This is a genomic window from Pseudoglutamicibacter cumminsii (assembly GCF_003143995.1).
Lineage (GTDB): Bacteria > Actinomycetota > Actinomycetes > Actinomycetales > Micrococcaceae > Pseudoglutamicibacter > Pseudoglutamicibacter cumminsii_B.
The window spans coordinates 56,983-83,529 of the sequence record NZ_QFWG01000008.1; the positions used below are offsets into that span (position 1 = coordinate 56,983).

20 protein-coding genes and 1 pseudogene are annotated in these 26,547 nt (G+C 62.9%); 16 read left to right on the forward strand and 5 right to left on the reverse strand.

Going from position 1 to position 26,547, the window contains the following annotated elements; all coding sequences use genetic code 11:
- Window positions 1–165: 165 nt before the first annotated feature.
- The 10 genes from CAY35_RS06970 to CAY35_RS07015 all read left to right on the forward strand — a co-directional run bounded on the left by CAY35_RS06970 (window position 166) and on the right by CAY35_RS07015 (window position 12,938).
- Window positions 166–2,760: an MMPL family transporter gene (locus CAY35_RS06970; RefSeq protein ID WP_258265685.1), complete on the forward strand. Its 2,595-nt coding sequence runs from the start codon at window positions 166–168 to the stop codon at window positions 2,758–2,760.
- Window positions 2,761–2,882: 122 nt separating this feature from the next.
- Complete coding sequence (locus tag CAY35_RS06975; RefSeq protein WP_109303926.1) at window positions 2,883–3,479, forward strand: GNAT family N-acetyltransferase; 597 nt, start codon at window positions 2,883–2,885, stop codon at window positions 3,477–3,479.
- Window positions 3,480–3,601: 122 nt separating this feature from the next.
- Window positions 3,602–4,777 (forward strand): lipid II:glycine glycyltransferase FemX, encoded by a 1,176-nt coding sequence (locus CAY35_RS06980; protein ID WP_109303927.1) that lies wholly within the window; start codon window positions 3,602–3,604, stop codon window positions 4,775–4,777.
- 87 nt (window positions 4,778–4,864) lie between these two features.
- Window positions 4,865–6,169: a carboxylate--amine ligase gene (locus CAY35_RS06985; RefSeq protein ID WP_109303928.1), complete on the forward strand. Its 1,305-nt coding sequence runs from the start codon at window positions 4,865–4,867 to the stop codon at window positions 6,167–6,169.
- A 127-nt stretch (window positions 6,170–6,296) separates the two neighbouring features.
- Window positions 6,297–6,632 (forward strand): metal-sensitive transcriptional regulator, encoded by a 336-nt coding sequence (locus CAY35_RS06990; protein ID WP_109303962.1) that lies wholly within the window; start codon window positions 6,297–6,299, stop codon window positions 6,630–6,632.
- 68 nt (window positions 6,633–6,700) lie between these two features.
- Window positions 6,701–6,925, forward strand: coding sequence for a copper ion binding protein (locus CAY35_RS06995; protein WP_109303929.1), 225 nt, complete (start codon window positions 6,701–6,703; stop codon window positions 6,923–6,925).
- Window positions 6,922–9,288: a heavy metal translocating P-type ATPase gene (locus CAY35_RS07000; protein WP_109303930.1), complete on the forward strand. Its 2,367-nt coding sequence runs from the start codon at window positions 6,922–6,924 to the stop codon at window positions 9,286–9,288. Before CAY35_RS06995 ends, CAY35_RS07000 begins: the two co-directional genes overlap by 4 nt.
- A gap of 53 nt (window positions 9,289–9,341) precedes the next feature.
- Entirely contained in the window at window positions 9,342–10,016 is a 675-nt protein-coding gene (locus CAY35_RS07005; protein WP_109303931.1) for a FadR/GntR family transcriptional regulator, read from the forward strand.
- Window positions 10,017–10,168: 152 nt separating this feature from the next.
- On the forward strand, window positions 10,169–11,608 hold the full coding sequence (locus CAY35_RS07010; RefSeq protein ID WP_109303963.1) for an MFS transporter: 1,440 nt from the start codon (window positions 10,169–10,171) through the stop codon (window positions 11,606–11,608).
- 64 nt (window positions 11,609–11,672) lie between these two features.
- Entirely contained in the window at window positions 11,673–12,938 is a 1,266-nt protein-coding gene (locus CAY35_RS07015; protein ID WP_109303932.1) for an alpha-hydroxy acid oxidase, read from the forward strand.
- Window positions 12,939–13,057: 119 nt separating this feature from the next.
- On the opposite strand, the gene CAY35_RS07020 is transcribed toward CAY35_RS07015, so the two are convergent.
- Genes CAY35_RS07020 through CAY35_RS07030 form a run of 3 tightly spaced genes read right to left on the reverse strand, consistent with a single transcriptional unit; the run spans window position 13,058 to window position 16,226 of the window.
- A complete protein-coding gene (locus CAY35_RS07020; protein WP_109303933.1) occupies window positions 13,058–13,942 on the reverse strand; it encodes an HpcH/HpaI aldolase family protein in 885 nt (294 codons plus the stop codon).
- On the reverse strand, window positions 13,927–14,712 hold the full coding sequence (locus CAY35_RS07025; RefSeq protein WP_109303934.1) for a 2-keto-4-pentenoate hydratase: 786 nt from the start codon (window positions 14,710–14,712) through the stop codon (window positions 13,927–13,929). Before CAY35_RS07025 ends, CAY35_RS07020 begins: the two co-directional genes overlap by 16 nt.
- Before the next feature lie 11 nt (window positions 14,713–14,723).
- Entirely contained in the window at window positions 14,724–16,226 is a 1,503-nt protein-coding gene (locus CAY35_RS07030; protein WP_445934050.1) for a fumarylacetoacetate hydrolase family protein, read from the reverse strand.
- 211 nt (window positions 16,227–16,437) lie between these two features.
- Here CAY35_RS07030 and CAY35_RS07035 point away from each other — a divergent pair, with 211 nt between their 5' ends.
- The 6 genes and pseudogenes from CAY35_RS07035 to CAY35_RS07060 all read left to right on the forward strand — a co-directional run bounded on the left by CAY35_RS07035 (window position 16,438) and on the right by CAY35_RS07060 (window position 24,389).
- Window positions 16,438–17,130 (forward strand): GntR family transcriptional regulator, encoded by a 693-nt coding sequence (locus CAY35_RS07035; RefSeq protein ID WP_109303935.1) that lies wholly within the window; start codon window positions 16,438–16,440, stop codon window positions 17,128–17,130.
- Window positions 17,131–17,338: 208 nt separating this feature from the next.
- Window positions 17,339–18,847, forward strand: coding sequence for a 5-carboxymethyl-2-hydroxymuconate semialdehyde dehydrogenase (gene hpaE, locus CAY35_RS07040; protein ID WP_109303936.1), 1,509 nt, complete (start codon window positions 17,339–17,341; stop codon window positions 18,845–18,847).
- A gap of 190 nt (window positions 18,848–19,037) precedes the next feature.
- Window positions 19,038–19,817, forward strand: a complete 780-nt coding sequence (locus tag CAY35_RS07045; protein ID WP_109303937.1) for a hypothetical protein — start codon at window positions 19,038–19,040, stop codon at window positions 19,815–19,817.
- Window positions 19,818–19,928: 111 nt separating this feature from the next.
- On the forward strand, window positions 19,929–21,092 hold the full coding sequence (gene hpaD / locus CAY35_RS07050) for a 3,4-dihydroxyphenylacetate 2,3-dioxygenase (RefSeq protein ID WP_109303938.1): 1,164 nt from the start codon (window positions 19,929–19,931) through the stop codon (window positions 21,090–21,092).
- Between the two features lie 335 nt (window positions 21,093–21,427).
- On the forward strand, window positions 21,428–22,945 hold the full coding sequence (locus tag CAY35_RS07055) for an acyl-CoA synthetase (protein ID WP_109303939.1): 1,518 nt from the start codon (window positions 21,428–21,430) through the stop codon (window positions 22,943–22,945).
- A gap of 44 nt (window positions 22,946–22,989) precedes the next feature.
- Window positions 22,990–24,389: pseudogene (locus CAY35_RS07060) on the forward strand (MFS transporter).
- A 417-nt stretch (window positions 24,390–24,806) separates the two neighbouring features.
- Here the strand turns inward: CAY35_RS07060 and CAY35_RS07065 are convergent.
- Both CAY35_RS07065 and CAY35_RS07070 read right to left on the reverse strand, forming a co-directional pair.
- Window positions 24,807–25,277, reverse strand: a complete 471-nt coding sequence (locus CAY35_RS07065; protein WP_035755878.1) for a MaoC family dehydratase — start codon at window positions 25,275–25,277, stop codon at window positions 24,807–24,809.
- Between the two features lie 73 nt (window positions 25,278–25,350).
- Window positions 25,351–26,547: an acyl-CoA dehydrogenase family protein gene (locus CAY35_RS07070; RefSeq protein ID WP_109303940.1), complete on the reverse strand. Its 1,197-nt coding sequence runs from the start codon at window positions 26,545–26,547 to the stop codon at window positions 25,351–25,353.

Genomic DNA, 26,547 nt, shown 5'->3' on the forward strand with positions numbered 1-26,547 from the left:
ACCCCTAAATCCACACGTTTTTCAACCCCAACCTCTGCGAGGAATCACGAGAATATGGCACATAAGCTCTACCAACTCGCCAAGCTAGCAGCGCGGCGCCCTTGGGCATTCATCGTGTCCTGGCTAGTGATCATTGGACTTTTGGGAGGTTCAGCGGCTCTTTTCATGGGCAAACTGACCAACCAGTTCTCGATCCCAGGAACCGAAACCCAGAAGACTCTCGACCAGGTTGAAGAGGTCTTCCCTGACTTCAGCGGCGGCACCGGCTCGGTCGTTTTCGCGACCGAGAACGGCGAAAAGTTCACGGCTGAACAGAAGCAGAAGGTAGCCTCAATCCTCGAGGGCCTCGAGGACGACAAGACCGTGCTCACCGCGGTCAACCCGTTCAAGAGCCAAGAAGAGATCTCTAACGCCGGCGCGAAGATCGCGGAGGGCAAGAAAGAGCTCGAGAAGAACGAGAAGAAACTTGCCGATGGCCAGAAACAACTGGATGCCGGTAAGAAAGAGCTCGAAGATGGTCAGAAACAACTCGACGACGGCAAGAAGCAGCTCGAGGACGGCCTGAAGCAGGCCGAAGAGGCCGCGCAGCAGCTCGAAGCGGCTGGCATGACCCAGAGCCCGGAGTACATGCAGGCGCAGGGAACCATCCAGGCGCTCAAGCGGCAAGAAGCTGGCCTGAAGGCCAAGCAGGCGGAACTCGATGCGGGGCGCGCTGAGCTCGAAGCTAAGCAGAAAGAACTCGACGAAGGTAAGAAGCAGCTCGAGGAAGGCCGCGCCGATCTGGCTCAAGGCCAGCGGCAAGCCGAATCCGCGGAAGGCATGAAGTTCGTCTCTGACGACGGCGCTACCGCTATCGCTCACATGCAGTTCGAAGGCCAGGCGGAAGCCATGGAGTCCGAAAAGCGCGATCACCTGCTGAGCGAGCTTCACAGCGTCGAAAACCTGGGTGTTGAGGTTTACCCGTCCACCGAAATCTCCTCTGACCTCAACAGCATCTTCGGCATCGGAGAGGTCATCGGTCTGGTTATTGCAGGTCTCGTGCTGTTCATCATGATGGGCACATTCGTGGGTGCCGGCCTGCCGCTTCTGCAAGCGGTCCTCGGCGTGGGCGCGGGTGTCGCGGGTACCCTCGCGTTCTCTTCGGTGGTGGATATGGCTTCGATCACCCCGGCGCTCGCCCTCATGTTGGGCTTGGCTGTGGGTATCGACTACACGCTGTTCATCGTTCACCGCCACCGCCGCCAGCTCATGCAGGGCGTTGAGGTCAAGGAATCGATTGGCCTTGCCGTTGGCACCTCGGGTAGCGCGGTTGTGTTCGCTGGCTTGACGGTTGTGATTGCGCTCGTCGCGCTGGTGGTTCCGGGCCTGCCGTTCCTTTCGATTCTGGGCTTGTCCGCTGCCGCAACAGTCGCGTTGGCTGTACTGATCGCGGTCACGCTGACCCCGGCGTTGCTTTCGCTGATCGGTAAGCGCCTCGTTTCGAAGCGTGCGCAGAAGGCTTTCGATGCGAAGCAAGAGAAGCGCGCGGCTCGCGCGGCTGCCGCAGGCGCTGAGGACGCGAAGGACCACAGCAACCACACCGGCTGGACTCGCTTCACGACGGGTAAGCCGTGGCTCGCAGCGCTCGTTGGTGTGCTGCTGCTCGGGGTCATCGCGATCCCATCGACCAAGCTCACGACCGCCCTGCCAGATGGCGCGTCGGAGCCGTACGGTTCGGACGCGCAGGTTGCTTACACGAAGATCGCCGACGATTTCGGTGCCGGATTCAACGGCCCAATCCTCGGTTTCGTGACTCTGCCAGAGGGCGCATCGGAGGCTGAAGCACAGAAGGCGCTCTACGAAACCGCAGAGAAGGTCCGCGAATTCGACGGCGTGATCGCCGCTTCCCCTACCCAGCAGACTGATGACAACCGTTACGGCCTGCTCCAGATCATCCCAACCACCGGCCCTGCCGATGAGAAGACCGTTGACCTGGTTGACCGGATCCGCGCGGCCGAACCGGAGATTGAAAACGCTACGGGCGCCAAGCTTGCGTTGACTGGTCAGGTTACCGCGATGATCGACGTGTCCGAGAAGATGGCTGAAGCTCTGCCGCCGTACCTCGTGATCGTAGTGGGATTGTCGCTCGTGCTGTTGCTGCTCGTATTCCGCTCGATCGTCGTTCCGCTCATCGCGACGCTCGGCTTCCTGCTGTCGCTCGCGGCCGCGTTCGGCGCGACGGTTGCGGTGTATCAGCTCGGCTGGCTCGGTGAACTGTTCGGCGTCCATACGCCTGGCCCGATCATGTCTTTCCTGCCGATCCTGTTGACCGGTATCTTGTTCGGCCTCGCGATGGACTACCAGATGTTCCTCGTGACCGCGATGCGCGAAGCATTCGTACACGGCGCCTCCCCTCGCGCGGCAGTCCGCAAGGGCATGAAGTCCGCAGCCCCAGTTGTGGTGGCCGCGGCGCTCATCATGATCTCCGTGTTCGCGGGCTTCATCTTCTCCGAACTCGCGATGATCAGGCCGATCGGTTTCGCTCTCGCGTTCGGTGTGCTGTTCGACGCGTTCGTGGTCCGGTTGACCATCACGCCAGCGATCATGACGCTGCTCGGCAAGCACGCGTGGTTCATCCCGCGCTGGCTCGACAAGGTCTTGCCGAACGTGGACGTTGAAGGCGAGTCCCTCAGCGAAGAGATCGCCGCCGCAGAGCGCGCCGCGGATGCACGCAAGGATGCAGGCACGGAAGGTGCGGACAAGGAAACTGTCAACGCCTAACGCACCGCTAGGTGTCAGCCGCATCGTTGTGCGGGGTAGCCGATAACGTAAGGGGGTGGGGTTTCGCACGAAACCCCACCCCGCATCGTTGTTTAGAACCCATTTCTTCACGTGGAGGTTCCGTGTCCACTCACCTTCGTGCCCTCGATCTTCCGGAAGGGCTGCTCGCTTTCGTAGGGAACCTGCGTTCGATGGACGCGCCCACGTGGGCCGGCATTTCCACGTTGCGGCAGAACGTTTTCATCGTCGAACAGGAATGCAATTACGCCGACCAGGACCTCGATGACCTCGAAGACACCACCGAACACTTGTGGGTCGAAGACGGCGCCGGGGTCGTGTTCGCGACCCTGCGGATCATGAACGAAAAACCGAAAGGCACCGGCCTCGGCCTACGACTACTGGGGGATGCGCAGAGCATCAACATCTTCAACCCTGGTGGTAACGCGTCGGGTAACGGCGCCGCGGGTTCTAACGGGGCGGGTTCGGCGCAGCAAACCAAGCGCATCGGCCGGGTTGCGGTCCACAGCAAACGCCGCGGCCAGGGCATCGGGCATACGCTCATGAAGACCGCGGTGGCCCGTTGCGGTAAGCGCCGCATCGTGCTCGATGCGCAATCCCACCTGGCCGACTGGTACAAGCAGTTCGGTTTCGTGGTGGACGGCGACGAGTTCCTCGACGTAGGAATCCCGCACGTGCCGATGGTGCGCGAAGCACTGTAGCGGTTGCAAGCGCGGCCCGGTAGCGGCCAGTGCGGGACTGCGGTTGCCGATGCGCGCGGGGCGCGGTTGTCAATGGGCGCAGGTCCGCGGCCGGCGAGCGCTCTGCGGATATACTCGGGCATATGGCTGATCCGACTTCCCCACTGAATGCTCCCTTGATTAAAGCGCGTGAAATCAGTGCTGAAGAGCACCGTGAGTTCCTCGCTCAGCACCCGGATGCGAGCTTCATGCAGACCCCCGCTTGGGGTGCGGTGAAGGCGGATTGGGATTCGGTTTCGCTCGGTATTTACGCCGGTGAGAAGCTTGTTGGCGCGGCTTTGGTTTTGTTGCGGTGGGCGCCGGTCGTGAAGCGTTGCCTCGCTTATGTGCCGATGGGTCCGGTGATCGATTGGTCGGAGTACCCTGCGGAGGCAGTGGTCGATGCGCTGGTTGAAGATGTGAAGCGCCGTGGCGCGTTCGCGTTGCGTTTCGGCCCGAATGTCAAGGCCAAGCGGTGGGATGCCGCTGACGTCCGGAAGGCTCTGGGTGCCGGGAACATGCAAACCCTGGATGAGCTTGAGACGGCCGAAACCTATGACGTTGGTCTGCAGCTGATCGAGGTGTTGCGCGCCCGTGGCGCTCGCCCGCTCGGTGGCGGCATGGATTTCGAAGCGGGCCAGCCCGCATACCTCGCGCTCGTTCCGCTTGTGGATGCGGACGGCAACCAACTGGACCTGGATGGCGTGCTGGGTTCGTTTTCGGGCAATAACCGCCGCGATACCCGCAAGGCGATGCGCGCCGGTTTTGTGTTGCATGAAGACCCGGCAGATGGTTTCGATCGTTTCACTGCGCTGATCAATGAAACCGCCAAGCGGCAGGAGTTCACGGCCCGCCCGGCGTCGTATTTCAAGACTCTCTACAAAGAACTGAACGATCAAGAACCGGGTTCGTGCCGCATCTACATCGCGTCTGCCCCAGACGACGAAAACCACGACCTCGCCACCGCAATGCTGGTCATGCATGGCAATCAGTCTTGGTACCTGTACGGCGGTTCGGTTCTCGACCGCGCCTACGCTGGCGCCCCGCGTCTGTTGCAGGCCGTGATGATTGAGGCCGCGATTGAGCGCGGCTGCGTTGTGTTGGATCAGGGCGGCCTGACGGCAACGTTGCAGATGGGTGGCGACCACGCGGGCGGTTTGACCCGGTTCAAGACGGGCGTGGGCGCGGATGTGTTCCGGATGGTCGGCGAATGGGAGATCGCGATCAGCAAACCGATCACGTGGGCGTTCAATAAATACATGCAGGCACGCTCCCGCTAAAGCGCCGCCGCCAGCACCGTTCAACGCCAAGATTCAACTCCGAGATTCAGCGCCACGTTTCAGCCCCAAAACCTGAGGAGGCATCCTGTGACGACCGTGAGCCCCAACCAACCCTTTGTTCCCGTTTTGTATGGCGGCGACATAGGAACCTACGCGATGGCGCGCGCATTCCACGAGAACTACGGCGTCACGTCGGTCATCGTGACGGGTGAGCCGAACGGTGCGATCAGCAACTCCAAGATCGTGGACCTGCGACCAGCCGGAACCATGACGGACGAGGACCGCGTGGTCCAGTTCCTGCTCGACCAGGGCCGCGAGCTTGCCGGCCCGCAACGCCGACCACTGTTGCTTCTAGGGTCACTGGACCTCCACATCGGGCAGTTGGTGCGCAACCGTGAGGCGCTCGAGGAGTTCTATACCCTCCCCTACCCTGATGAGCGCACCATCGCGGCGGCCGCGAATAAGGCCGAGTTCTATGCGGTGTGCGAGAAGCTCGGGATCCCGCACCCGCACACCGTGGCGATTGATCCGGGCAAGGCGGCGGATGGCAGCGCGGAGGATGCTGTTCCGGCTGAGTTGCCTGAGTTCCCGCTGATCGGTAAGCCGGCTGATTCCGCGGCGTGGGTCAACGCGCGCTTTGAAGGCAAGCAGAAGGTTTTCCGCTTCACGGACCGCGATGCGGTGGTCACGATGGTGGGCCGCATGGCTGAGGCCGGGTACACGCAGCCGTTCATCCTGCAGGAAATGATTCCTGGCGGGGACGAGAACATGCGGTTGTGCTCGATGTACGGGGCTAAGGACGGTTCCGGGACGCTGTTTGTCGCCAACGCGAATGTGGTGGTTGAGGAGCATTCCCCGATTGTTGAGGGGAACTCGGCGGGCATTGTCACCACTGATAACCCGGATATTGTGCCGTCCGTCAAGGCCCTGGTTGAGCACTACGGATGGACCGGTTGGGCGATGGTGGACGCCAAGTTGGATCCGCGCGATGGCGTGGTCAAGCTGTTCGAGATGAACCCGCGCCTGGGCCGGAACCACTACTACATGCAGGCGGCGGGGCTCGCGGCTTCGCGCGTGTATGTTCAGCAGTGGCTGGATGCCGGTGAGTTCGGGCTCTCCGATGGCAGCCCGGTGGTGTCCGATGCGGATTCCCGCGTAGATGGCGAAACGCGCGTGCTGACGCGCGAACACTTGTACACGGTGCTTCCGTTGTGGCTTTTGAAGAAGTACGCGAAAGGCACCTCGGGCGAGCAGGCGAAGGCGCTCATCAAGGCTCGAAAGGTCACGAATCCGCTGTTCTATAAGGTTGAACGCAGCCCTCGCCGATGGCTGTATATCGCGATGGCGATGGTCAACTACGTCAAGAAGTTCCGCGACTTCCCGCCGGCTTAGGTGGTAGTAGCTGTGCCGGCGGCGTCCGGTTGAAGCCCGACGGCATCACACTCTGATGTGTTCCGCTCTGGGTGAACCTCATCACAGCCCCTAGATACCCCTAGGGGGTATGGGTATAGTGGTGGTCATGACTGATACGACTGACACCACGCATCACGATCCGCACGCGGGCCACGGCTACACGCAAGACAAAACGGCGCTGCTCAACCGGTTGCGCCGCATCGAAGGGCAAGTCCGCGGAATCTCCCGCATGGTTGAGGAGAACACGTACTGCCTCGACATCCTCACCCAAGTCGCGTCAGTGAACTCGGCCATCCACAAGGTCTCGCTCGAGCTCATCCGCGACCACATCAACCACTGCGTGGTGAGCGCCGCGCAAGAATCCCTCAACACCGGTGACGCCGCGATCGTCACGAACAAAGTCGACGAAGTCACCGCCGCCGTCGGCCGCCTCCTACGCTAAACGGCTCGCCCAAGCCGCGCATCGGCCATAAACACACCAGCACTTCCCTCCCACTGAAGGAGACCCCAATGTCTGTAACCCTGAACGTCACCGGAATGACCTGCCACCACTGCGTCTCGTCCGTCAAAGAAGAACTAGGCGAAATCGCCGGCGTCACCAACGTCGACGTCGCACTCAACACCGGCGGCACCTCCGTCGTGACCTTCGATGCCGACGCCTCCGTTACGGACGATCAGATCCGTGACGCGATCGACGAAGCCGGCTATGACATCGCGAAGGTGACCCGCGCATGAGTGAAACGCAGCGTGCTGTCACCCTCGACATCGACGGAATGACGTGCGCGTCCTGCGTCAACCGGATTGAACGGAAGCTCGGGAAACTTCCCGGCGTGACCGCGAGCGTCAACCTCCCGCTTGAAACCGCGCGAGTCACCGCGCCCGCAGACGTCGAGGACAGCGAGCTCATCGAGGTCATTCGGAAGGCAGGCTACGACGCGCGCGTCGAGGCTCCCAAGAAAGCGCCGGCGACGAATCCTTCCCAGCCGGTGGCTGACCCCGCGTTGGCTGATCCAACTCACCCTGACCCAACAAGCGAGCACGGTTCCTCCGCGGGCTACCGGGTGCCGCTGTTCAAGCGGTTCCTGATCGCGGCGATCCTGACCGCGCCGGTGCTTGTGATTTCGATGGTCCCGGGGCTTCAGTTCAAGCATTGGGGCTGGGTCGTTGGCCTGTTTTCGCTCCCGGTAGCGACGTGGGCCGCGTGGCCGTTCCACAAGGCGGCTGCGATCAACGCGCGCCACGGGACGTCCACGATGGACACGCTCGTCTCCATCGGCGTGACTGCCGCGACGATCTATTCGTGGGTTCAGTTGTTGCGCGGCCCGGCGCTGACAGCCCACGCCCGACTCGGTGACGTGCACGCGATGCACGGCCATCATCTGTACTTCGAGTCCGCCGCCGTCATCGTCACGTTCCTGTTGCTGGGGCGTTGGCTTGAGGCGCGCGCCCGCCACGGCGCGGCCGACGCGACCCGCGCGTTACTTGAGCTGGGTGCGAGCCACGCAACCGTGGTTGATTCCGATGGCGGCCACCGTAAGGTTCCGGCCGATGAGCTGGCTGTCGGCACCGTGATTCTGGTGTGGCCCGGCGAGAAGATCGCGGCGGACGGCGTGGTGATCGAAGGCCATTCCGATGTGGATGCCTCGATGATCACGGGTGAATCCGTTCCGGTGCCGGTCGGCCCCGGCGCGGAGGTCACTGGCGCGACGATCAACACATCCGGCCGCCTGCTGGTGCGTGTGAGCGCCGCGGGTGAGGATTCGACGCTGGCTGCCATGGGTCGGCTGATTGCTGAGGCTCAGTCTGAGAAGACCCCGCTCGTGCGGCTTGTGGATCGGATCTCCGGTGTTTTCGTGCCGATCGTTTTAGCACTAGCGATGCTGACGTTTGTGGGATGGTGGCTTATTGCCGGCGACCCTTCGGGTGGTTTCATCGCCGCCGTGACTGTTTTGGTGGTTGCGTGCCCGTGCGCGCTCGGGCTCGCGACCCCCGTCGCCCTCGTGGCGGGCATCGGTAACGGTGCGAGCCGCGGCATCCTCATCTCGGGGCCAGCCGTTCTTGAGGAGGCCCGCCACCTCGACGCCGTGGTGCTCGACAAAACCGGGACCATCACCGAAGGCCGCATGACGCTGACCGGCACGCACCTACTTCCCGGTGCTGCAACCGCGGACATCAACGCCACCACTGCGCTGGCTCTTGCCGCCGCGCTCGAGCGGAACTCGGAGCACCCCATCGCCCGCGCGATCGTCGTCGCCGCGGATGATGCTGCAGCCCGCAACTCCGCCCGCGCCAGCATCTCCCAACCCATGGTCGAGGACTTCGCGTCACACGCCGGAAGCGGCGTGAGCGGCATCGTTGCCCAGAACGGTGTGCGTCAGGACGTCGCGGTGGGAACGCTGGACCTGCTCGCCGAGCGCGGCATGCACGTCACCGATGCTGACCGTGCTGAGCTTGCGCGGCTTGAACGCGAGGGCATGACGGTGGTCGCGCTCGGTGTCGGTGATCCCGGCACAGGCGGTAGCGCCGTTGCGTTGCTGAGCGTCGCGGATCAGGTCAAGCCGGATTCCTCGGACGCGATCGCGCGACTCACCTCGATGGGTGTGACCCCGTGGATGGTCACGGGTGACAACCGCGAGGTCGCGGCGGCGGTCGCGCGCGAGGTCGGCATCCCAGAGGCCAACGTGCTGGCTGGTGTGAAACCTGAAGGCAAGGTCGATGCGATCCGCCGCTTGCAAGCGGACGGCGCGAAAGTCGCGATGGTTGGTGATGGCGTCAACGACGCCCCCGCCCTCACAGCCGCCGATCTTGGGCTCGCGATGGGCGCCGGAACCGATGTTGCCCGCGAGGCCGCCGGCGTGACCCTCATGGGGTCCTCGCTCGGGCAGGCCGCGGACGCGATCGAACTATCCCGGCAGACCCTGCGCATCATCCGGCAGAACATTTTCTGGGCGTTCTTCTATAACGTCGCCGCGCTCCCGGTGGCTGTCATGGGGCTGCTGAACCCGATGATCGCGGGCATCGCGATGGCAGCCAGCTCCGTCATCGTGGTGTTGAATGCGTTGCGTCTGCGCCGCTTCGGCCAGCGTAACGGCGGCTAGGGACCGCATGACGATGTGAGAAGATACCAACCGTGAAAGCTCATGAGTTGGTAATGCAGTGGGTGACCGACGAACTTTCGGCGGGCCGCCTCAGCATTGGCGACCATTTGCCCAGCGAGCGCGCCCTGGCTGAAACCCTCAAGGTTTCCCGCGGTTCCATCCGTGAAGCGTTGCGTGTTCTGGAGGCGCTGGGTTCTATCCGGAGTTCGACGGGGTCGGGGCCTCGCGCTGGAACCGTGATTACCGCGGCGCCTGAGCAAGCGCTTTCACTTGCGCTGAACCTCCAGTTGGCTACGAGCCAGGTTGAGCACCCCCACGTGTTTGAGATGCGCCTCTTGCTTGAGGATTGGGCCGTGCGGAACGCTGGCCCCGAGCACGCCGACCCGCAGCATCCGGTGTGGACGAAGGCAGAAAAGCTTCTGGACATGATGGATGACCCAGCTCTGCCTGTTGCCGATTTCCTGAACCTGGACGCCCAGTTCCACGTTGCGCTGTCTCACGCGGCGAATAACCCGCTCGCCTCAACGCTCATGGATGCGATGCGGACCGCGATCGAAGACCACACGGTTGAGCGCGCCCAAGCTCTCCCCGACTGGGAGGCGACGTCCAAGCGTCTGCGTAGCGAGCATCGTGCGATCCTGGATGCCGCTCGCCATGGCCGGGCTGACACGGCCGCGGATCTGCTGAAGGAACACATCCGCGGCTACTACGCCGAAACCTCGGCCTGAGCCTGACTCCGGACGCTACCGCGGCCGTCTTTGCCCGGCCCACAGAAATCCACCCCTTGCGCAATTGTGAGGAACGTCATATTCTCTGTGGTTAGACCACATGGTCTGACCACACCTATTCTTTACATTGAAACCTAGATTCAGGAGTGGCTTTGAAGCCTTCAACGCATCAGAACTCCGCCGCAACGACTCCGGCAGCAACTGCCACAAGCGCAAGCTCTGGCAACAATGCCGGCGCAGGCTCCAAAGCCAGCGGACCACAAGAGAAACAGCCCCTCAACTATCGGGTTCTTTTCGGAAGCCTCAGCGGCTCCGTCATCGAATGGTTCGACTTCCTGATCTACGGAACCGTCGCGGCCCTTGTCTTCAACAAGATCTACTTCCCTAGCGACAACGCGTTCATGGCCACCTTCCTGGCCTACGTATCGTTCTCGCTGACCTTCTTCTTCCGCCCGCTCGGCGGCGTGATCTTCTCCCACATCGGCGACCGCATCGGCCGTAAGAAGACCCTGTTCATCACCCTCTGCCTCATGGGTGGCGGAACCGTAGCGATCGGTTTGCTGCCGGACTATTCGATGATCGGGCTGTGGGCGCCGATCCTGCTGTGCCTGTTCCGTATTCTGCAGGGCCTGGGCATCGGCGGCGAATGGGGCGGCGCACTGCTGCTCGCCTACGAATACGCGCCACGCAACCGCCGCGGTCTCTACGGCGCGGTGCCTCAGATGGGTATCTCGCTCGGTATGTTGCTCGCTTCCGCTGTGGTTGCGCTCCTGACCCTCATGCCAGAAGACCAGTTCATGCTGTGGGGCTGGCGCATCCCGTTTGTTGCTTCGATCGTGCTCGTGTTGATTGGCCTGTGGATTCGTAACGGCCTTGACGACACCCCTGAGTTCCGCCGCATGCGTGAACAGGGCAAGCAGCTCAAGCTTCCGATCAAAGAAGTTGTCACCAAGCACTGGGGTGCAGTCCTGGTTTCGATCGCCGCGAAGGCCGCTGAAACCGGTCCGTTCTACATCTTCGGAACCTACATCGTCGCGTACGCAACCAACATTCTCGGCGCCCGCAACAACATGGTTCTGCTCGCAGTAGCTGCCGCCGCGTTCGTCGCAACCATCTGGATGCCGGTGTTCGGCGCGATCTCCGACCGCATGAACCGCGGAGCCCTCTACCGCGCGTGCGCCATGACCACCATCGTGCTCGTGTTCCCGTACTACTGGATCCTCAACACCGGCGAGACGTGGGCGCTGTTCGCCGCGACCATCCTCGGCTTCGGTATCCTCTGGGGCTCCGTCAACGCGATCTTGGGCACCCTGATTGCTGAAAACTTCGCACCACAGGTCCGCTACACCGGCGCATCGCTGGGCTACCAGCTGGGTGCCGCGATCTTCGGCGGTACCGCGCCACTCATCGCGGTCTGGCTGTTCGAAATCTCGGGCGGCCAGTGGTGGCCAATCGCGTGCTACGTCATCTTCTGCTGCGCGATCTCCGTGATCGCAAGCTTCTTCATCCATCGCGTGGCCTACATCGAAGATGAGATCCTGGAAAACGAGGCCGCTGACTCTGCGCCCGCTGCGGCCGCTACCGCATCGTAAACCTGACCAATACCCGAGCGACACGTACTTACCTGCCGCATTGTTTCAGAGAAAGGAAAGAGCGTTGATTCGCCGTCAGCTCCCCAATCCGGTCGAGATTTTTGATCTTCTGAAGTTCAAGAAGCCCGAGCTTAACCCTAAGAAGCGCCGCCTCAGCAACGCGCTGACCGTGAGCGACCTGCGGAAGATCGCTAAGCGACGCACCCCGGCCGCCGCTTTCGACTACACCGATGGTGGCGCTGAGGAAGAGATCAGCATGCACCGCGCTGAGCAGGCGTTCCGCGACGTCGAGTTCCACCCGGACATCCTCAAGCCAGCCGAGCACGTCGACACCTCGGTCGAGATCCTTGGTGGTAGCTCCGCGCTTCCATTCGGTATCGCACCAACCGGCTTCACCCGCCTGATGCAGACCGAAGGCGAGCACGCTGGTGCGGCCGCCGCTGGTGCCGCTGGTATTCCGTTCACGCTTTCGACGCTGGGCACGGCTTCGATTGAGGACGTCAAGAAGGCGAACCCTCACGGCCGCAACTGGTTCCAGCTGTACGTGATGCGGGAACGCGAAATCTCGTACGGCCTGGTTGAGCGCGCAGCGAAGGCTGGCTTCGACACCCTGATGTTCACTGTGGACACCCCGATCGCGGGCCACCGTTTGCGTGACTCCCGCAACGGCTTCTCGATCCCGCCGCAGATCAGCCTGGGTACTGTGCTGAACGCGATCCCTCGCCCATGGTGGTGGATCGACTTCCTGACCACCCCTAAGCTCGAATTCGCTTCGCTGTCTTCGACCGGCGGCACCGTGGGTGAGTTGCTGAACTCCGCGATGGACCCAACCATTTCTTACGAGGACCTCAAGGTTATTCGCGAGATGTGGCCGGGCAAGATCGTGGTCAAGGGTGTTCAGACCGTTGAGGATTCCCACCGCTTGCTGGACCACGGCGTCGACGGCCTGGTGCTGTCCAACCACGGTGGCCGCCAGCTGGACCGCGCACCTGTTCCGTTCCAGCTGCTGCCGAAGGTTGTGCGTGGGGTCGGCAAGGATGCGACCGTCATGATCGACACCGGCATCCGCACTGGTGCCGATATCGTGGCGTCGATGGCTTTGGGTGCTAAGTTCACCCTGATCGGCCGCGCTTACCTCTACGGCCTCATGGCTGGTGGCCGCCAGGGTGTTGACCGCACCATCGAGATTCTGCGCACCGAGGTCGAGCGCACCATGACGTTGCTGGGTGTTTCTTCGGTTGAGGAGCTCGAGCCTCGCCACGTGACGCAGCTTCAGCGCCTGGCACCTATCAAGAACGATGCGGTGGAGGCTGCCGAAGGCCTGCTCTGATGGTCGCGGCCTAGCTGAGGCACAGACGCAGCTTGATCTAGAGCAGACAGCGGGGGCGGGATACCAACCGGTATCCCGCCCCCGCTGCGTTAACGAGCTCAGTTTGTTAGCAAGCCACGTCAGTAGGATTCGAGGTTGTCGTCGCCCTTGTTGGGCATGAATTCGTTCGCGAGGTTTTCGGTTCCGCGAGCGAGGATGCTGACGTCCGCGCCGACGTTGATGAAGTGCGCTCCGGCGTCGAGGTAGTCGCGTGCCTGGTTCGGGTCGAACGCGTTGACGCCCACGATCTTGCCGGCGTCCCGCACCTTAGAGATGACCTCCTTGACGGCTGCAACCACCTCCGGGTGGGTCTGCTGGCCAAGGTATCCCATGGATGCCGCGAGGTCGGATGGACCGAGGAACACCGCATCCACGCCGTCAACTGCCGCGATCTTATCCGCGTTGCGGACCGCTTCCGCAGATTCCGCCTGGACGATGAGGCTCACGATCTCGTGCGCCCGCTTCAAGTACTGAGGCACACGGCCCCAGCGCGCCGAACGCGCCAACGCGGAACCAACCCCACGCACACCTTCGACAGCGGAACCGGACGCACCAGCGCCGCCTGGCTGCGGGTACTTCATCGCAGCGGCGGCCGCACGTGCATCCTCAACCGTGTGGACCATCGGGACCATGATGCTGGTCGCGCCAGCATCCAAGACCTGTTTGATGATCGCGGCGTCATTACGCGGAACGCGGACCACGGACAAGCTCGGGTACGCGGCGATCGCACGCAGCTGACTGATGAGCCCCTCGAGGTAGAACGGGCCGTGTTCGGCGTCGAGCAACAGGTAATCGAAGCCGGCACCCGCACAGATTTCGGCGGCCGTCGGATCCCCGGAGGCAACGAACATGCCCACGACCGGGCCAGCAACCCCGTCGGCACGGCCGCGTGGCTGGTCGGCCATGCTCGGCCGGGTGAAGAGGTGCTTGAAGCTGCGTTCGGTGTGGTTTAGACGAACTGGCATGTCACAACCCCTAGTGGACCGTAGTCGGCCATCACGGTGTCGCCCTTATCCACCCACATTGGACGGGTGAAGGAACCGGCGAGGATGATCTGGCCGGCACGCAGAACCTCGTCGTGCTCGTGGAGGCGGTTAGCGAGCCAGTGCACGCCGTTCGCCGGGTGTCCGAGCACGCCGCCGCCGAGGCCGGTTTCCTCGATTTCCTGGTTCTTGTACAGCAGGCCGCCGAGCCAGCGCAGGTCGTGGTCGTCCGGGCGGACCGGGCGTCCACCGACCACCATGACGCCCATCGCAGCGTTGTCTGCGATGGTATCGACGATGGTGCGCCCTTCCATCTCAACGCGGGCGTCGAGGATTTCCAGGGCTGGCACCACGTATTCGGTTGCGCGCAACACGTCGAAGATGTCGGCGTCTGGGCCGCTCACGTCCTCTTTGAGTTTGAACGCGAGTTCCATCTCAACGCGCGGCTTGGTGTAGATGTCCCATTCGAGGGTCGAACCGGATTCGAGCACCATGTCTTTGAAGATCACGCCATAGTCCGGTTCGGAGATGCCGGTCGCGTACTGCATCGCCTTGGAAGTCAGGCCAATCTTGTGGCCGGCCACAACACGGCCCTTTTCTTCGCCGCGTTGGCGCCAGATCCGCTGGATCGCATAGGAGTCTGCGATCTCCATGTCGGGGTAGCGTTTGGTGAGCAGCGGAACGGGAACTTTAGTTTCGCCGGCGGTGACGAGTTCGTCGGCGATTTTCACGCGGGTGGTTTCATCCAGCATGTGTTCGCTCCTTAGTTCAGCTCGTTTTCGCGGTTTGCGAGGTATTCCTCGAACTTGACCTTCCATTCACCGGTTGGCGGGAAGAGGCCTTCGATCGGGTTGCCTTCCTTGACGCGTTCCATAACCCATTCGTCCTGGACCTCGGTCTTGAATGCGTGGTCGGCTACCTGCTCCACGACTGCCGGTGGGATCACGACGATGCCGTTGGAGTCAGCGACGATGATGTCGCCTGGCTGCACCGCGGCACCACCACAGGCAACGGTTTCGTCCATGGTCCATGGGACGTGCTTGCGGCCCAGGACGGATGGGTGCGCGCCGTTGTGGAAGGTTGGGATGTCGGCTTCGGCAACTTCGGAGAGGTCGCGGACCGCGCCGTCGGTCACGATGCCTGCCGCTCCGAGGAGCTTGGCGCGGGTTGCGAGGATGTCGCCGAGGGTTGCGGCACCTTGTTCGCCGCGGCCTTCGATGACGAGGATGTCGCCTTCCTTGAGGTCGTCGAACATCTGCTTCTGGGTGTTGTAGCCGCCGCCGTGCTGCTTGAAGAGGTCCTGGCGCAGCGGGATCATGCGCAGGGTGCGTGCACGGCCGATGACCTTCTGGGTTCCGTGTGTTGCGGTGAGGCCCGCGATGGTGCACGCCTCGATGCCTGCCGCCTTGACGGAGGAAGACAGGGTTGCGGTCGCGGATGCCATGAGCTTGGCGCGAACCTCATCAGTGAGTGGGTCGGCCTCTGCCGCGGCGGCTGCGAGGCCTGCGGCTTCCGCGTCGCCCCACGCGTCGATGCGGTCGGCGTCGGTGACCTTGGTTGGGTTGCCGAAGTCCTTGAAGCCCTCGGTGCCCTGGACCGCGGTGGTGCGCAGTTCGCCGGTGGACTGCTCGCCGGCCTGAACTTCGACGGTCACGACGTCTTCAGGCTTGAAAACCGACGAGCCGGCTGGGGTTCCGGTGAGGATCACGTCGCCTGGCTTGAGCGTCATCTGCTGGGACAAGTCGGCCACGATCTGACCGAACGAGAACAGCAGCTCCTGCGTCGTGGCGTCCTGGACGGTTTCGCCGTTGAGCTTGGTGATCACGCGCAGGTGCATCGGGTCGAGGTTTTCGGCAGGGATCATGACCGGGCCGAGCGGTGTGTAGCCGTCGCCGGACTTGGAGCGGACGTTCGAGCCCTTGTCGGCGTACTTGATGTCCTGGATTCCGATGTCGTTGGATGCGGTGACCCAACCGACGTGAGCCCAGCCTTCGTTAGGGGTGATGCGGCGGGCTTCCTTGCCGATCACAAGCGCGATCTCGCCTTCGAACTGGAGCAGTTCGGTGTCCGCTGGACGTTCCACGGTCTCGCCGGTCAAAGCGAGCGAGGAGGTCGCCTTCATGAAGTAGGACGGGTATTTAGGGGTACGGCCGCGCTGTTCGGCGCGAGATGAATATGCCAGGTGAACGGCGATGACCTTGCCGATGCTGTCCAGGACATCCTGGGTTACGTCGATGGGCTGGTTGGTTGTGCTGAACACTGACACTGCTACTGACACTCCTAGTGACGTTGGTTAGTGACGTTGGTTAGTGACATTGGTGCTAATGCGCCCCTGTTGAACGCGCCGGTCTCATCCCTCATCGTATACGTTTTGACTGCCACTGTGACCTGCTACATAAGAAATGTGTACAAGCAAGCACCGCATCGGCCGCTGTGAATTCCGGAACCGACCTCCCTCTCTCGTATACGATCCGTATATGACCTCCGCACCCAAGCAGAAGCGCCGCCCCCGGACCACATCGAAGTCCCAGGCCGCCTACGATGCCGTGCGTGAACGCATCTTGGACCGCACATATGAGCCGGGTTATCGCTTGGTTTTGCAAACCATCGCTGATGAGTTGAAGTGCTCCGTGGTTCCGGTGCGGGAGGCGATCCGTCGCCTGGAAGCCGAGGGCCTCATCGAGTTCACTCGCAACAAGGGCGCCACGGTCGCGGAAGTTGATACGGAGCTGTACCTCAACACGATGCAGACGCTCGCGGTCCTGGAAGGCACCGCGACCGCGTTGGCAGCGGAACACATTTCAGCCGACGATGTGCAGGCCGCCCGGAACTTGAATGAACAGATGCGTGCGTTGCTGGCTGATTTTGATCCGGCCGAGTTCACGCGCCTGAACACTGAGCTGCATGCGGTGTTGTATTCGGATTGCCCGAACACTCACCTTCTGGATTTGGTGCACCGCGGGTGGACGCGTATGGATGCGATCAGGGTTTCGAGCTTCGATTCGATCCCGGCTCGCGCGCACGATTCCGTCGCTGAGCACGCGGAGCTGATCGAAGCGATCGCCGCCAAGAAGCCGACCACCGAGATCGAGGCGCTGGCCCGCGCCCACCGCATGCACACGCTCAACGCATACCTCGAGGCCATGGGGCGCCCGGCGTCGTCGCTTTAGGCCCATCGATTTAAGCTCCGCGCGGAGCCAGTCCGCATCGTCCATTTAAACCCTTTCCATGCCCCCGCGGATCGTATACGATTACACATAAGTGGGCACCAACCCACCAACAACCCGGCCCGCGCGGCCACGCGGCATCAAAGCCAGCGCCACGCCGCGCGACCACACCGGCCACCGGACCACTACCGGATTGAGGAGCTTCATACATATGGCACAGCAAGCAGTCCCGGAGAACCTTCCAGATCAGATCCGCCACTACATCGGCGGCAAGTGGGTTGACTCGATCGACGGCGACACTTTCGACGTCCTCAACCCAGTCACTAACGAGGCCTACATCAAGGCTTCCTCCGGCAAGGTCGCAGATATCGATGCTGCGGTTGCCGCCGCGAAGGACGCTTTCGAAAACGGTCCATGGCCAACCATGCTTCCGCGCCAGCGTTCCCGCATCCTGCACAAGATCGCGGATGTCGTGGAGACCCGCGCGGACGAGCTCGCAGCGATGGAGTGCTTCGACACCGGCCTCCCGATCTCCCAGGCGCGCGGCCAGGCGCACCGTGCAGCTGAGAACTTCCGTTTCTTCGCTGACCTGATCGTGGCTCAGCACGATGACACGTTCAAGGTTCCGGGCCGTCAGATCAACTACGTCAACCGCAAGCCGATCGGCGTTGCCGGCCTGATCACGCCCTGGAACACCCCGTTCATGCTTGAATCGTGGAAGCTCGCTCCAGCGATCGCAACCGGTAACACCGTTGTGCTGAAGCCGGCGGAGTTCACGCCGCTGTCCGCATCGCTGTGGCCAGGCATCTTCGAAGAGGCTGGCCTGCCAGCTGGCGTGTTCAACATGGTTCACGGTTACGGCGAAGAGGGCTTCGCGGGCGATTCGCTCGTCAAGCACCCAGACGTCCCGCTGATCTCCTTCACCGGTGAATCCAAGACCGGCCAGATCATCTTCGGCAACGCCGCACCGTTCCTCAAGGGCCTTTCGATGGAGCTCGGCGGCAAGTCCCCAGCCGTCGTCTTCGAGGACGCGGACCTCGAAACCGCGATCGACGCGACCATCTTCGGCGTGTTCTCCCTCAACGGCGAGCGCTGCACCGCAGGCTCCCGCATCCTGGTTCAGCGCAGCATCTACGACGAGTTCGTGGAGCGTTACGCGGCGCAGGCTAAGCGCGTCAAGGTCGGCCTGCCGCAGGATGAGACCACCGAGGTCGGTGCGATCGTGCACCCTGAGCACTTCGAGAAGGTCATGTCCTACGTCGAAATCGGTAAGGAAGAGGCCCGCCTGGTTGCTGGCGGCGGCCGCCCTGACGAGTTCCCTGAGGGCAACTTCGTTCAGCCGACCGTTTTCGCTGACGTCTCCCCTGACGCCCGCATCTTCCAGGAAGAGATCTTCGGCCCAGTCGTTGCGATCACCCCGTTCGACACCGAAGAGGAAGCGCTCGAGCTCGCCAATAACACCAAGTACGGCCTCGCCGCATACATCTGGACCAACGACCTCAAGCGTGCCCACAACTTCGCTCAGAACGTTGAGGCAGGCATGGTCTGGCTGAACTCGAACAACGTTCGTGACCTGCGCACCCCATTCGGTGGCGTCAAGGCGTCCGGCCTCGGCCACGAAGGCGGCTACCGCTCGATCGACTTCTACACCGATCAGCAGGCCGTCCACATCAACCTCGGCAAGGTACACAACCCAGTTTTCGGTAAGCAGGAAAACTAAAACCTGCCCCGGCCGGTAGCCCTGAGGGGCGCCGGCGACTGGTACCTAGCAACAGGTACCTAGCCTGACTGCCGCTTGCTGCGGAACCGACTTCATCGTCGGCCGCGGCAGGCGGCAGTTCCTTTTAAGCGCACGATGCGGTGGTTGGCGCGGCCTGTTCAGCTCGCCGCATCTTTGGTAGACAAGGTTCATGGCAAATACAAACCAGCCGCCACCGTCGTCCAAGCTAGCTAAGGCATGGGCCGAGTTCAGCTGGGGCAAAGCGATAGTCAAGATGCTTGTGCTTCAGGTCTTGTCCGGCCTGACGATGCTGGGATTCGTGTGGGGCGGCGGGTTCGGTGGCGTCCACACACGCAGCGGGAGCGTGGTCGAGCCTGCATACATCCTCGTCGCGTGGGCTGGCCTCCAGGGCTGTTACGTCGTGTATAACCGTGCCACTGGCGTCAAGGACCAAAACTTCATTGTGCAGAGTCCCCGCTACATCCCGTTGCTCGTGATCTCGCAGGCCCTCGGTGTTGCGGTCATGGCGGCGTGCGTGTTCCTTGGCGCAAACATGCACCGCGAGCAGCATGCACCGGGTTCACTCGTGGCACTCATCCCGGAGAATGGTGCGGCGTGGCTGGCTTTCGTTCTCTATACCGTTTCGATGGCCACGTGGCCGACCGCGTGGATGCTTTATCTGCTCATCATGTCGGCCCGCCGGAAAACGATCGCACTCGGACTCATCCTTGGTTTGCCGGGCTTCATTGTTGTCTTGATCGGTGGCCTCTTTCTGGGGTGGCATGTGTTCAACCAAGAGTTCGCCGATGTGGATGCGGCGGTGGCGCTCTGGTTGCCGATTGCACTGGGCGGGTTAGCGGCCTATGCGGCATCGCTTGCGTGGCTTGCGTGGGCAAAGCGGCGCGGCCACATCGGCCCTCCACCTGATAAGCCAGGCATGTTCACCGGCGCAGTCCGCTGGCAAGATTAGCTGCGGCTAGATTTTCTCTGCTCATGCTTCCCTAGCATCGCCGGATCATATACGATTTGAGATAAGGGAACGTGCTCTAGCGCACACCACCTCAAACTCAGGAGGACAAACATGAGCAACCTGGTGAACCGCCAGAAGACCTCGTCCGGCTTTTATGTAGGCCAGGAAGGTCCAGTCAAGACCGACAACCCGATCCCAACCCCTAAGGCCGAGGCGCCAGATGTGCTTCGTTGCGCCTACATGGAAATCATGGTGACGGACCTTGCTAAGTCCCGCGAGTTCTACGTCGACGTCCTGGGCCTCGTGGTCACGGAAGAAGACGAGAACGCGATCTACCTGCGCTCGATGGAAGAGTTCATCCACCACAACCTGGTGCTGCGCAAGGGCGATGTCGCCGCTGTTGCCGCGTTCTCCTACCGCGTACGCTCCCCAGAAGACCTCGACAAGGCAGAGGCGTTCTACAAGGAGCTCGGTTGCCGCGTTGAACGCAAGAAGGACGGCTTCGTCAAGGGCATCGGCGATTCGGTCCGCGTTGAGGACCCACTCGGGTTCCCATACGAGTTCTTCTACGACGTCGAGCACGTTGAGCGCCTCGCATGGCGCTACGACCTCTACACTCCGGGCGCGCTGGTGCGCCTGGACCACTTCAACCAGGTCACCCCAGACGTTCCACGCGCAGCGAAGTACATGCAGGACCTCGGCTTCCGCGTCACCGAAGACATTCAGGACGACAAGGGCACCGTCTACGCAGCATGGATGCGCCGCAAGCCAACCGTGCACGACACCGCGATGACCGGTGGCGACGGCCCACGCATGCACCACGTCGCGTTCTCGACCCACGAGAAGCACAACATCCTCGCGATCTGCGACAAGCTCGGCGCGCTCCGCATGTCTGACGCGATCGAGCGCGGCCCGGGCCGCCACGGCGTATCCAACGCTTTCTACCTGTACCTGCGTGACCCGGACGGCCACCGCGTCGAGATCTACACTCAGGACTACTACACCGGCGACCCAGACAACCCAGTTGTCACGTGGGATGTGCACGACAACCAGCGCCGTGACTGGTGGGGCACCCCAGTTGTGCCGTCCTGGTACACCGAGGCGTCCCTCGTGCTCGACCTCGACGGCAACCCACAGGAAGTTGTTGCACGCTCCGACGAGTCCGAAATGAAGGTCACGATCGGCGCTGACGGCTTCTCCTACACCCGCAGCGACGACGACAAGGAGATGCCGGACTGGAAGAAGGGCGAATACAAGCTCGGAAACCAGCTCTAAACGCGGCTTATAGCCGGTAAAACACCGGTTTCTAACCGGCTCAAGCCGGCCAAAACCTCACGAAACGCCCCCGCGGCGCCTGCATCCAAGCAGGCACCGCGGGGGCGTTTCTTTTTGTCGATTTGTGACGCGCGCCAGCATAGGCCATAGCACCATGACCGCCGGAGAGGTGCGCGAACCACTGCCCGCGGGGTCCATCTTCAAGCTGACGCGAATCTCCTGACAAAATCAACCATTGACAATCTCAACTAAATGTCATTCCATAGTTTTGTGACGTCGGCCACACTCTGGCCGTCCCGAGCATCCCCGTCCCGAGCAACCTTTGGAGCAGCCTCATGAACATCGGAGTAGGCACCTACCCTCGCCGCCGCGCAGGGGTCCGCCCTGAAGCAGTAGCCCTTGAGTTCGAGGGCACCACCTACACCTACGGCGAGGTCGCCGAACGCGTCGACCGGCTCGCCCAGGCCCTCGTGGCCGGAGGAGCCAGCCGCGGGGACCGGATCGCCTACGTCGGGTTCAACCATCCCGCGCTGCTGGAGACCTTCTTCGCCACCACCCTGCTCGGCGGTACCTCGGTACTCGTGAACCCGCGGCTGTCCCCTGCGGAGGTGCAGTTCATCGTGGAGGACTCGGGCGCCTCCGTCGTCGTCTACGGCAACGACCAGGTACCCACGGCCGAGCGCCTGGCCACCAACCTCACGGGACTTCGCCTGATCGCCGTGGAGGGTGAGGATGGCCCCGGCGAGCGCTACGAGGCGGTACTGGCCGCCAGCTCCGCAGAGCCGGTGGACGCGGAGGTGGACGACGACGACGTCGCCCTCATCATGTACACCTCCGGCACCACGGGCCGCCCTAAGGGTGCGATGCTCACCCACCGCAACCTCACCTTCCAGTACCTGAACGCTTTCACCGGCACCGACCTCCGCCAGGACGAGGTCATGCTGACCGTGGCCCCGCTGTTCCACATCGCCGGGCTGAACATGACCACGATCCCCACGTTCATGATGGGCGGACGGATCATCATCCAACGCGCTTTCCGGCCGAAGGACGTGTTGGACGAGATCTCGCGCTCCAAGGTCACGGGGTCCTTCATGGTTCCTGCAATGCTCGACTTCCTTTCCCAGGACCCGGCCTTCGCCGAGTCCGACCTGAGCTCGCTGCGCTCGGTCATGGTGGGCGGGTCCCCGCTGCCGGAACGCTCCATCCGCCTGTGGCAGGACCGCGGCGTGAAGATCGTCCAGGGCTTCGGGATGACGGAGACTGCCCCCGGCGTCTGCCTCCTGGAAGCGTCCGATGCTCTGTCCCATGCAGGTACTGCCGGCCGCCCACACTTCTTCGCCGAGGTCCGCTTAGTGGATCCTCTCACCGGCGAGGACGTGGAAGACGGCACCGCCGGCGAGGTCTGGGTCCGCGGTCCGCAGGTCATGAAGGGTTATTGGAACCGTGAGGAGGCCACCGCCGCCGCACTGGAGGGCGGCTGGTACCACACCGGCGACATCGCTGTCCGTGACGGCGAGGGCTACTTCACCATCAAGGACCGCATCAAGGACATGTACATCTCCGGCGGGGAGAACGTGTACCCCGCGGAGGTGGAGAACGCCCTGCTTTCCCTGGACGGCGTGGCCGAGGCGGCCGTCGTCGGCGTCCCGAACGAGCGATGGGGCGAGTCAGGCCTAGCCTTCGTGGTCCCTGCGGACGGCGCCTCGTTAGATCCAGAAGAGATCCGCGGCAAGCTGGCCGAGCTGCTAGCCAAGTACAAGGTGCCCGGGCAGGTGCGGCTCGTGGAAGAACTTCCACGCACCACGACCGGCAAGATCCGCAAGGCCGTGCTGCGCGAGAGCGCCGTAGCCTGAACCCTTCCCTCATCACACCCCAAACAAGAGACACAGAGGTCATCATGACTAGCATCACCCCCAAGAGCCGGCCTGACGGCACGGCCACATCCGCCGGAGAGAAGCAAGACACCGTAGATGCCTTGCTGAACATCTCCCCCGAGGAACGCCGCCGCGAGTCCCGCAAGGTCATCCTCTCCAGCTATCTGGGCTCGACCATCGAGTTCTACGACTTCCTGCTGTACGCCACCGCGGCCGCAGTCGTGTTCCCACACGTTTTCTTCCCGGCTTCGGACCCTCTGGCTGGATCCATCGCCGCCTTCGGCACCTTCGCGGCCGGCTACGTCGCCCGCCCGCTGGGCGGGGCGCTCTTCGGCCACTTCGGCGACCGGCTCGGCCGCAAGAAGATGCTGGTGCTCTCCATGCTCCTCATGGGCCTGGCGTCCACCGCGATCGGCCTGATCCCTTCCGCAGAGATGATCGGCATCTGGGGCGTGGTGCTCCTGGTGATCATGCGTATCTTCCAGGGCATCGCGGTCGGTGGTGAGTGGGGCGGCGCCGCTCTGATGGCTCTCGAGCACTCCGAAACGAAGAAGCGTGGATTCGCCGCATCCTTCACGAATGCCGGCGCTCCATCCGGCGCCGCGTTGGGCACCTTCATGATGGGCGCCGTCTCAGCCCTGCTCTCCGAGGAGCAGTTCCTCTCCTGGGGCTGGCGCATCCCGTTCCTCGTCTCCTTCCTGCTGCTGATCGTAGGCCTCATCATCCGCTCTAAGGTCTCTGAGTCCCCGGTCTTCCAGGCCGCCATGATCAAGGCTGAGGCTGAGGACAAGAAAAAGCCAAAGGTGCCGTTGATCTCAGTGCTTCGCCGCCCGAAGGCGCTCTTGTTGACGATGTTCGCCGGCGCCGCCGGCTTCGCCCTCCAGGTGCTGCTCCCGACATTCGCCGTCGGCTACTCCGCGGCCGGAGGAACGGCCCGTTCCGACGTCCTCTACGCCTTTGCGTGGGCCTCGGTCATCTCCATCTTCATGGTCGTCGGCTCCGGCCGGCTCTCTGACGCACTGGGCCGCCGTCCGGTGATGATCGCAGGGCTCGTGCTCTACGTCGCGTTCTTGTTCCCGATGTTCCCGATGCTTCGTTCCGACAGCTGGCTCGTCATCCTCGCAGCGTTCACCATCGCCCTCGCCTTGCACGGCATGATCTACGGTCCGCTGGCGGCATTCATCGCGGAACAGTTCGGCACCGAGTCCCGCTACACCGGCGCTTCCCTGGGCTACCAGCTGGCCACCCTGCTGGGTGCCGGCTTCACCCCAACGATCGTTGCGTCGCTCTACGCCGGCCCGGCGGCGGAGAAAGCACACTGCCGGTCATCATGTTCATCGGTGCAATCGCAGCCGTCTCCACCATCGCGATCCTCTTGACCCGGGAATCGAAGGATCATGACCTGCTGATCCACGAACACTAACTGCACCGGATAGGACACAAGGCCGCGGTGGGCATTTGCCCACCGCGGCCTTTCCTCGTTCCACGCCCGAGGATCTGCTCAGACAGCCCTCAACCCAGCGGCAAGCTCCCCTCCCAGGACTTCTCATGCGATGACGCCCGGCGAGAGCTGGGCACCATCGGCTCTGTAGAACCACGTCAGGGTACAACCACGTCCCCCTGTTCAACCACGTCCCCCTGTACAACCGCGTCAGGAGAGAGGTGGCTGCAACAAATGGTTCTGCCCGACCTCTGAGCCCCCAACGCGATGTCAACGGCAGGCACGGCCGAGGCCCCGCTCCCTCTCTAGTGGTAACGGGGCCTCTACTCTAAATATGCCGAAGGTCGGCCGCCACGCTGGCGGCCGACCTCATGACCCGACGCTGATCAACGGTAGAGATCAGCGGTAGAAGCGGGCCAGGAAGACGGCCACGACGGCTGGGCGCTCCTCGCCTTCGATCTCGAAGGTCGCCTCGACCACGAGGTGCAGGCCGTCGCCCTTGACCTCCTGGACGTCGGCGAGCTTCATGACCGCACGGACGCGGGAGCCAACCTTGACTGGGGAGGTGAAGCGGACCTTGTCCAGGCCGTAGTTGACCTTGGTCTTGACGTCGGAAACGTCGAACAGCTCGCCCCAGAACGGGATGATCAGGGACAGGGTGAGGAAGCCGTGGGCGATCGGGGCGCCGAAAGGGCCGTCCTTGGCGCGTTCCGGATCCACGTGGATCCACTGGTGGTCATCGGTTGCGTCGGCGAATGTGTTCACCATGTCCTGGGTGATCTCGCGCCACTCGGTGGCTCCCAGTTCGGTGCCTGCCATGGTCTTGACGGCGTCGAAGTCGACGACGGTGCGTGCGGTGGTCTCGGTCATGTTGCGGTCCTCTCAGGAAAGGGGTGGAAAGGGTGGTTAGGTCGGTGGGCCAGCGTCCCGCTGGCCTGGTGAATCAGACGAAGGCGCTGACGCCGGTTACGGCGCGGCCCACGATCAGCGCGTTGATCTCGTGGGTGCCTTCGTAGGAGTAGACGGCTTCGGCGTCCGCGTGGAAGCGGGCCACGTCGGTGTCCAGGGTGATTCCGTTGCCGCCGCAGACCTCGCGGGCCAGGGCTACGGTCTCGCGTAGACGCAGGGAGGTCATCATCTTGGCTAGGGCGGAGTTCTCGTCCTTATAGATCCCCTGCTCCTCTTGCTCCGTGAGCTGGACCATCAGCCCCAGGGAGGAGGTCAGGTTGCCGAGCATGATGGCCAGCTTCTCCTGGATGAGCTGGAATCCGGCCAGCGGACGGCCGAACTGCTGCCGTTCACGGACGTAACGCAGCGCGGCCTCATAAGCGCCCGCGGTCGCGCCAACGGCCATCCAGGCCACGTCCGAGCGCATGGCCCGCAGGCATCGGGCCACGTCCTTGAAGGAGTTGATCCCCTCAAGTCGGGCAGAGGCTGGCACGCGTACCCCGCGGTACTCGATGTGGGCGTTCTGCATGATGCGCAGGGAAGCCTTGTTCGGGATGATCGACATGCTCACCCCATCGGCGTCCCGCGGAACCAGGAAGCACTTGACCTGGCCGTCGGCGGTGTCGCGGGCGAAGGTCGCGACGACGTCCGAGATGGTCGCCCCGCCAATCCAACGCTTAGCGCCGTCGATCACCCAAGTGTCCGTCTCCGGGTCATGGGTCGCGGTGGTGGCGAGCCCGCCGGCCACATCGGAACCGTGGTCCGGCTCGGTCAGCCCGAACACGCCAGTCAACGAGTAGTCGAGGATCTTCGCATCCAGCTCCTTCGCCTGCTGTTCCCCGCCACCCAGGGTGCAGGCCGTGCGGAACAGGCCGGCGTGCGCGTTATATAGGGTGCCGACGTTGATGTCGCAGCGGGCCAGCTCGAAGTTGCGGAACCCGGTGAGGATCCTACGGATGGGCTCTCCGGCTTCCTTGAGGGCTGGCGGGTCCATCAGCGGCAGCGCGCGGACGGCGTCCACCAGCTCCTGGGGAAGCTCCGCAGCGTCCCAGGCCGGGTTGACTAGCGGCTTCACCGTGGTTTCGAGCCGTTCCCGGAGGTCCAGGATGACGGCGCGCTCGGCTTCGGTCAGCCGCTCGGCGTAGCCGTAGAAGTCGGATGGGATGATGCTTCCGGTCACTGGTTCAGCCAT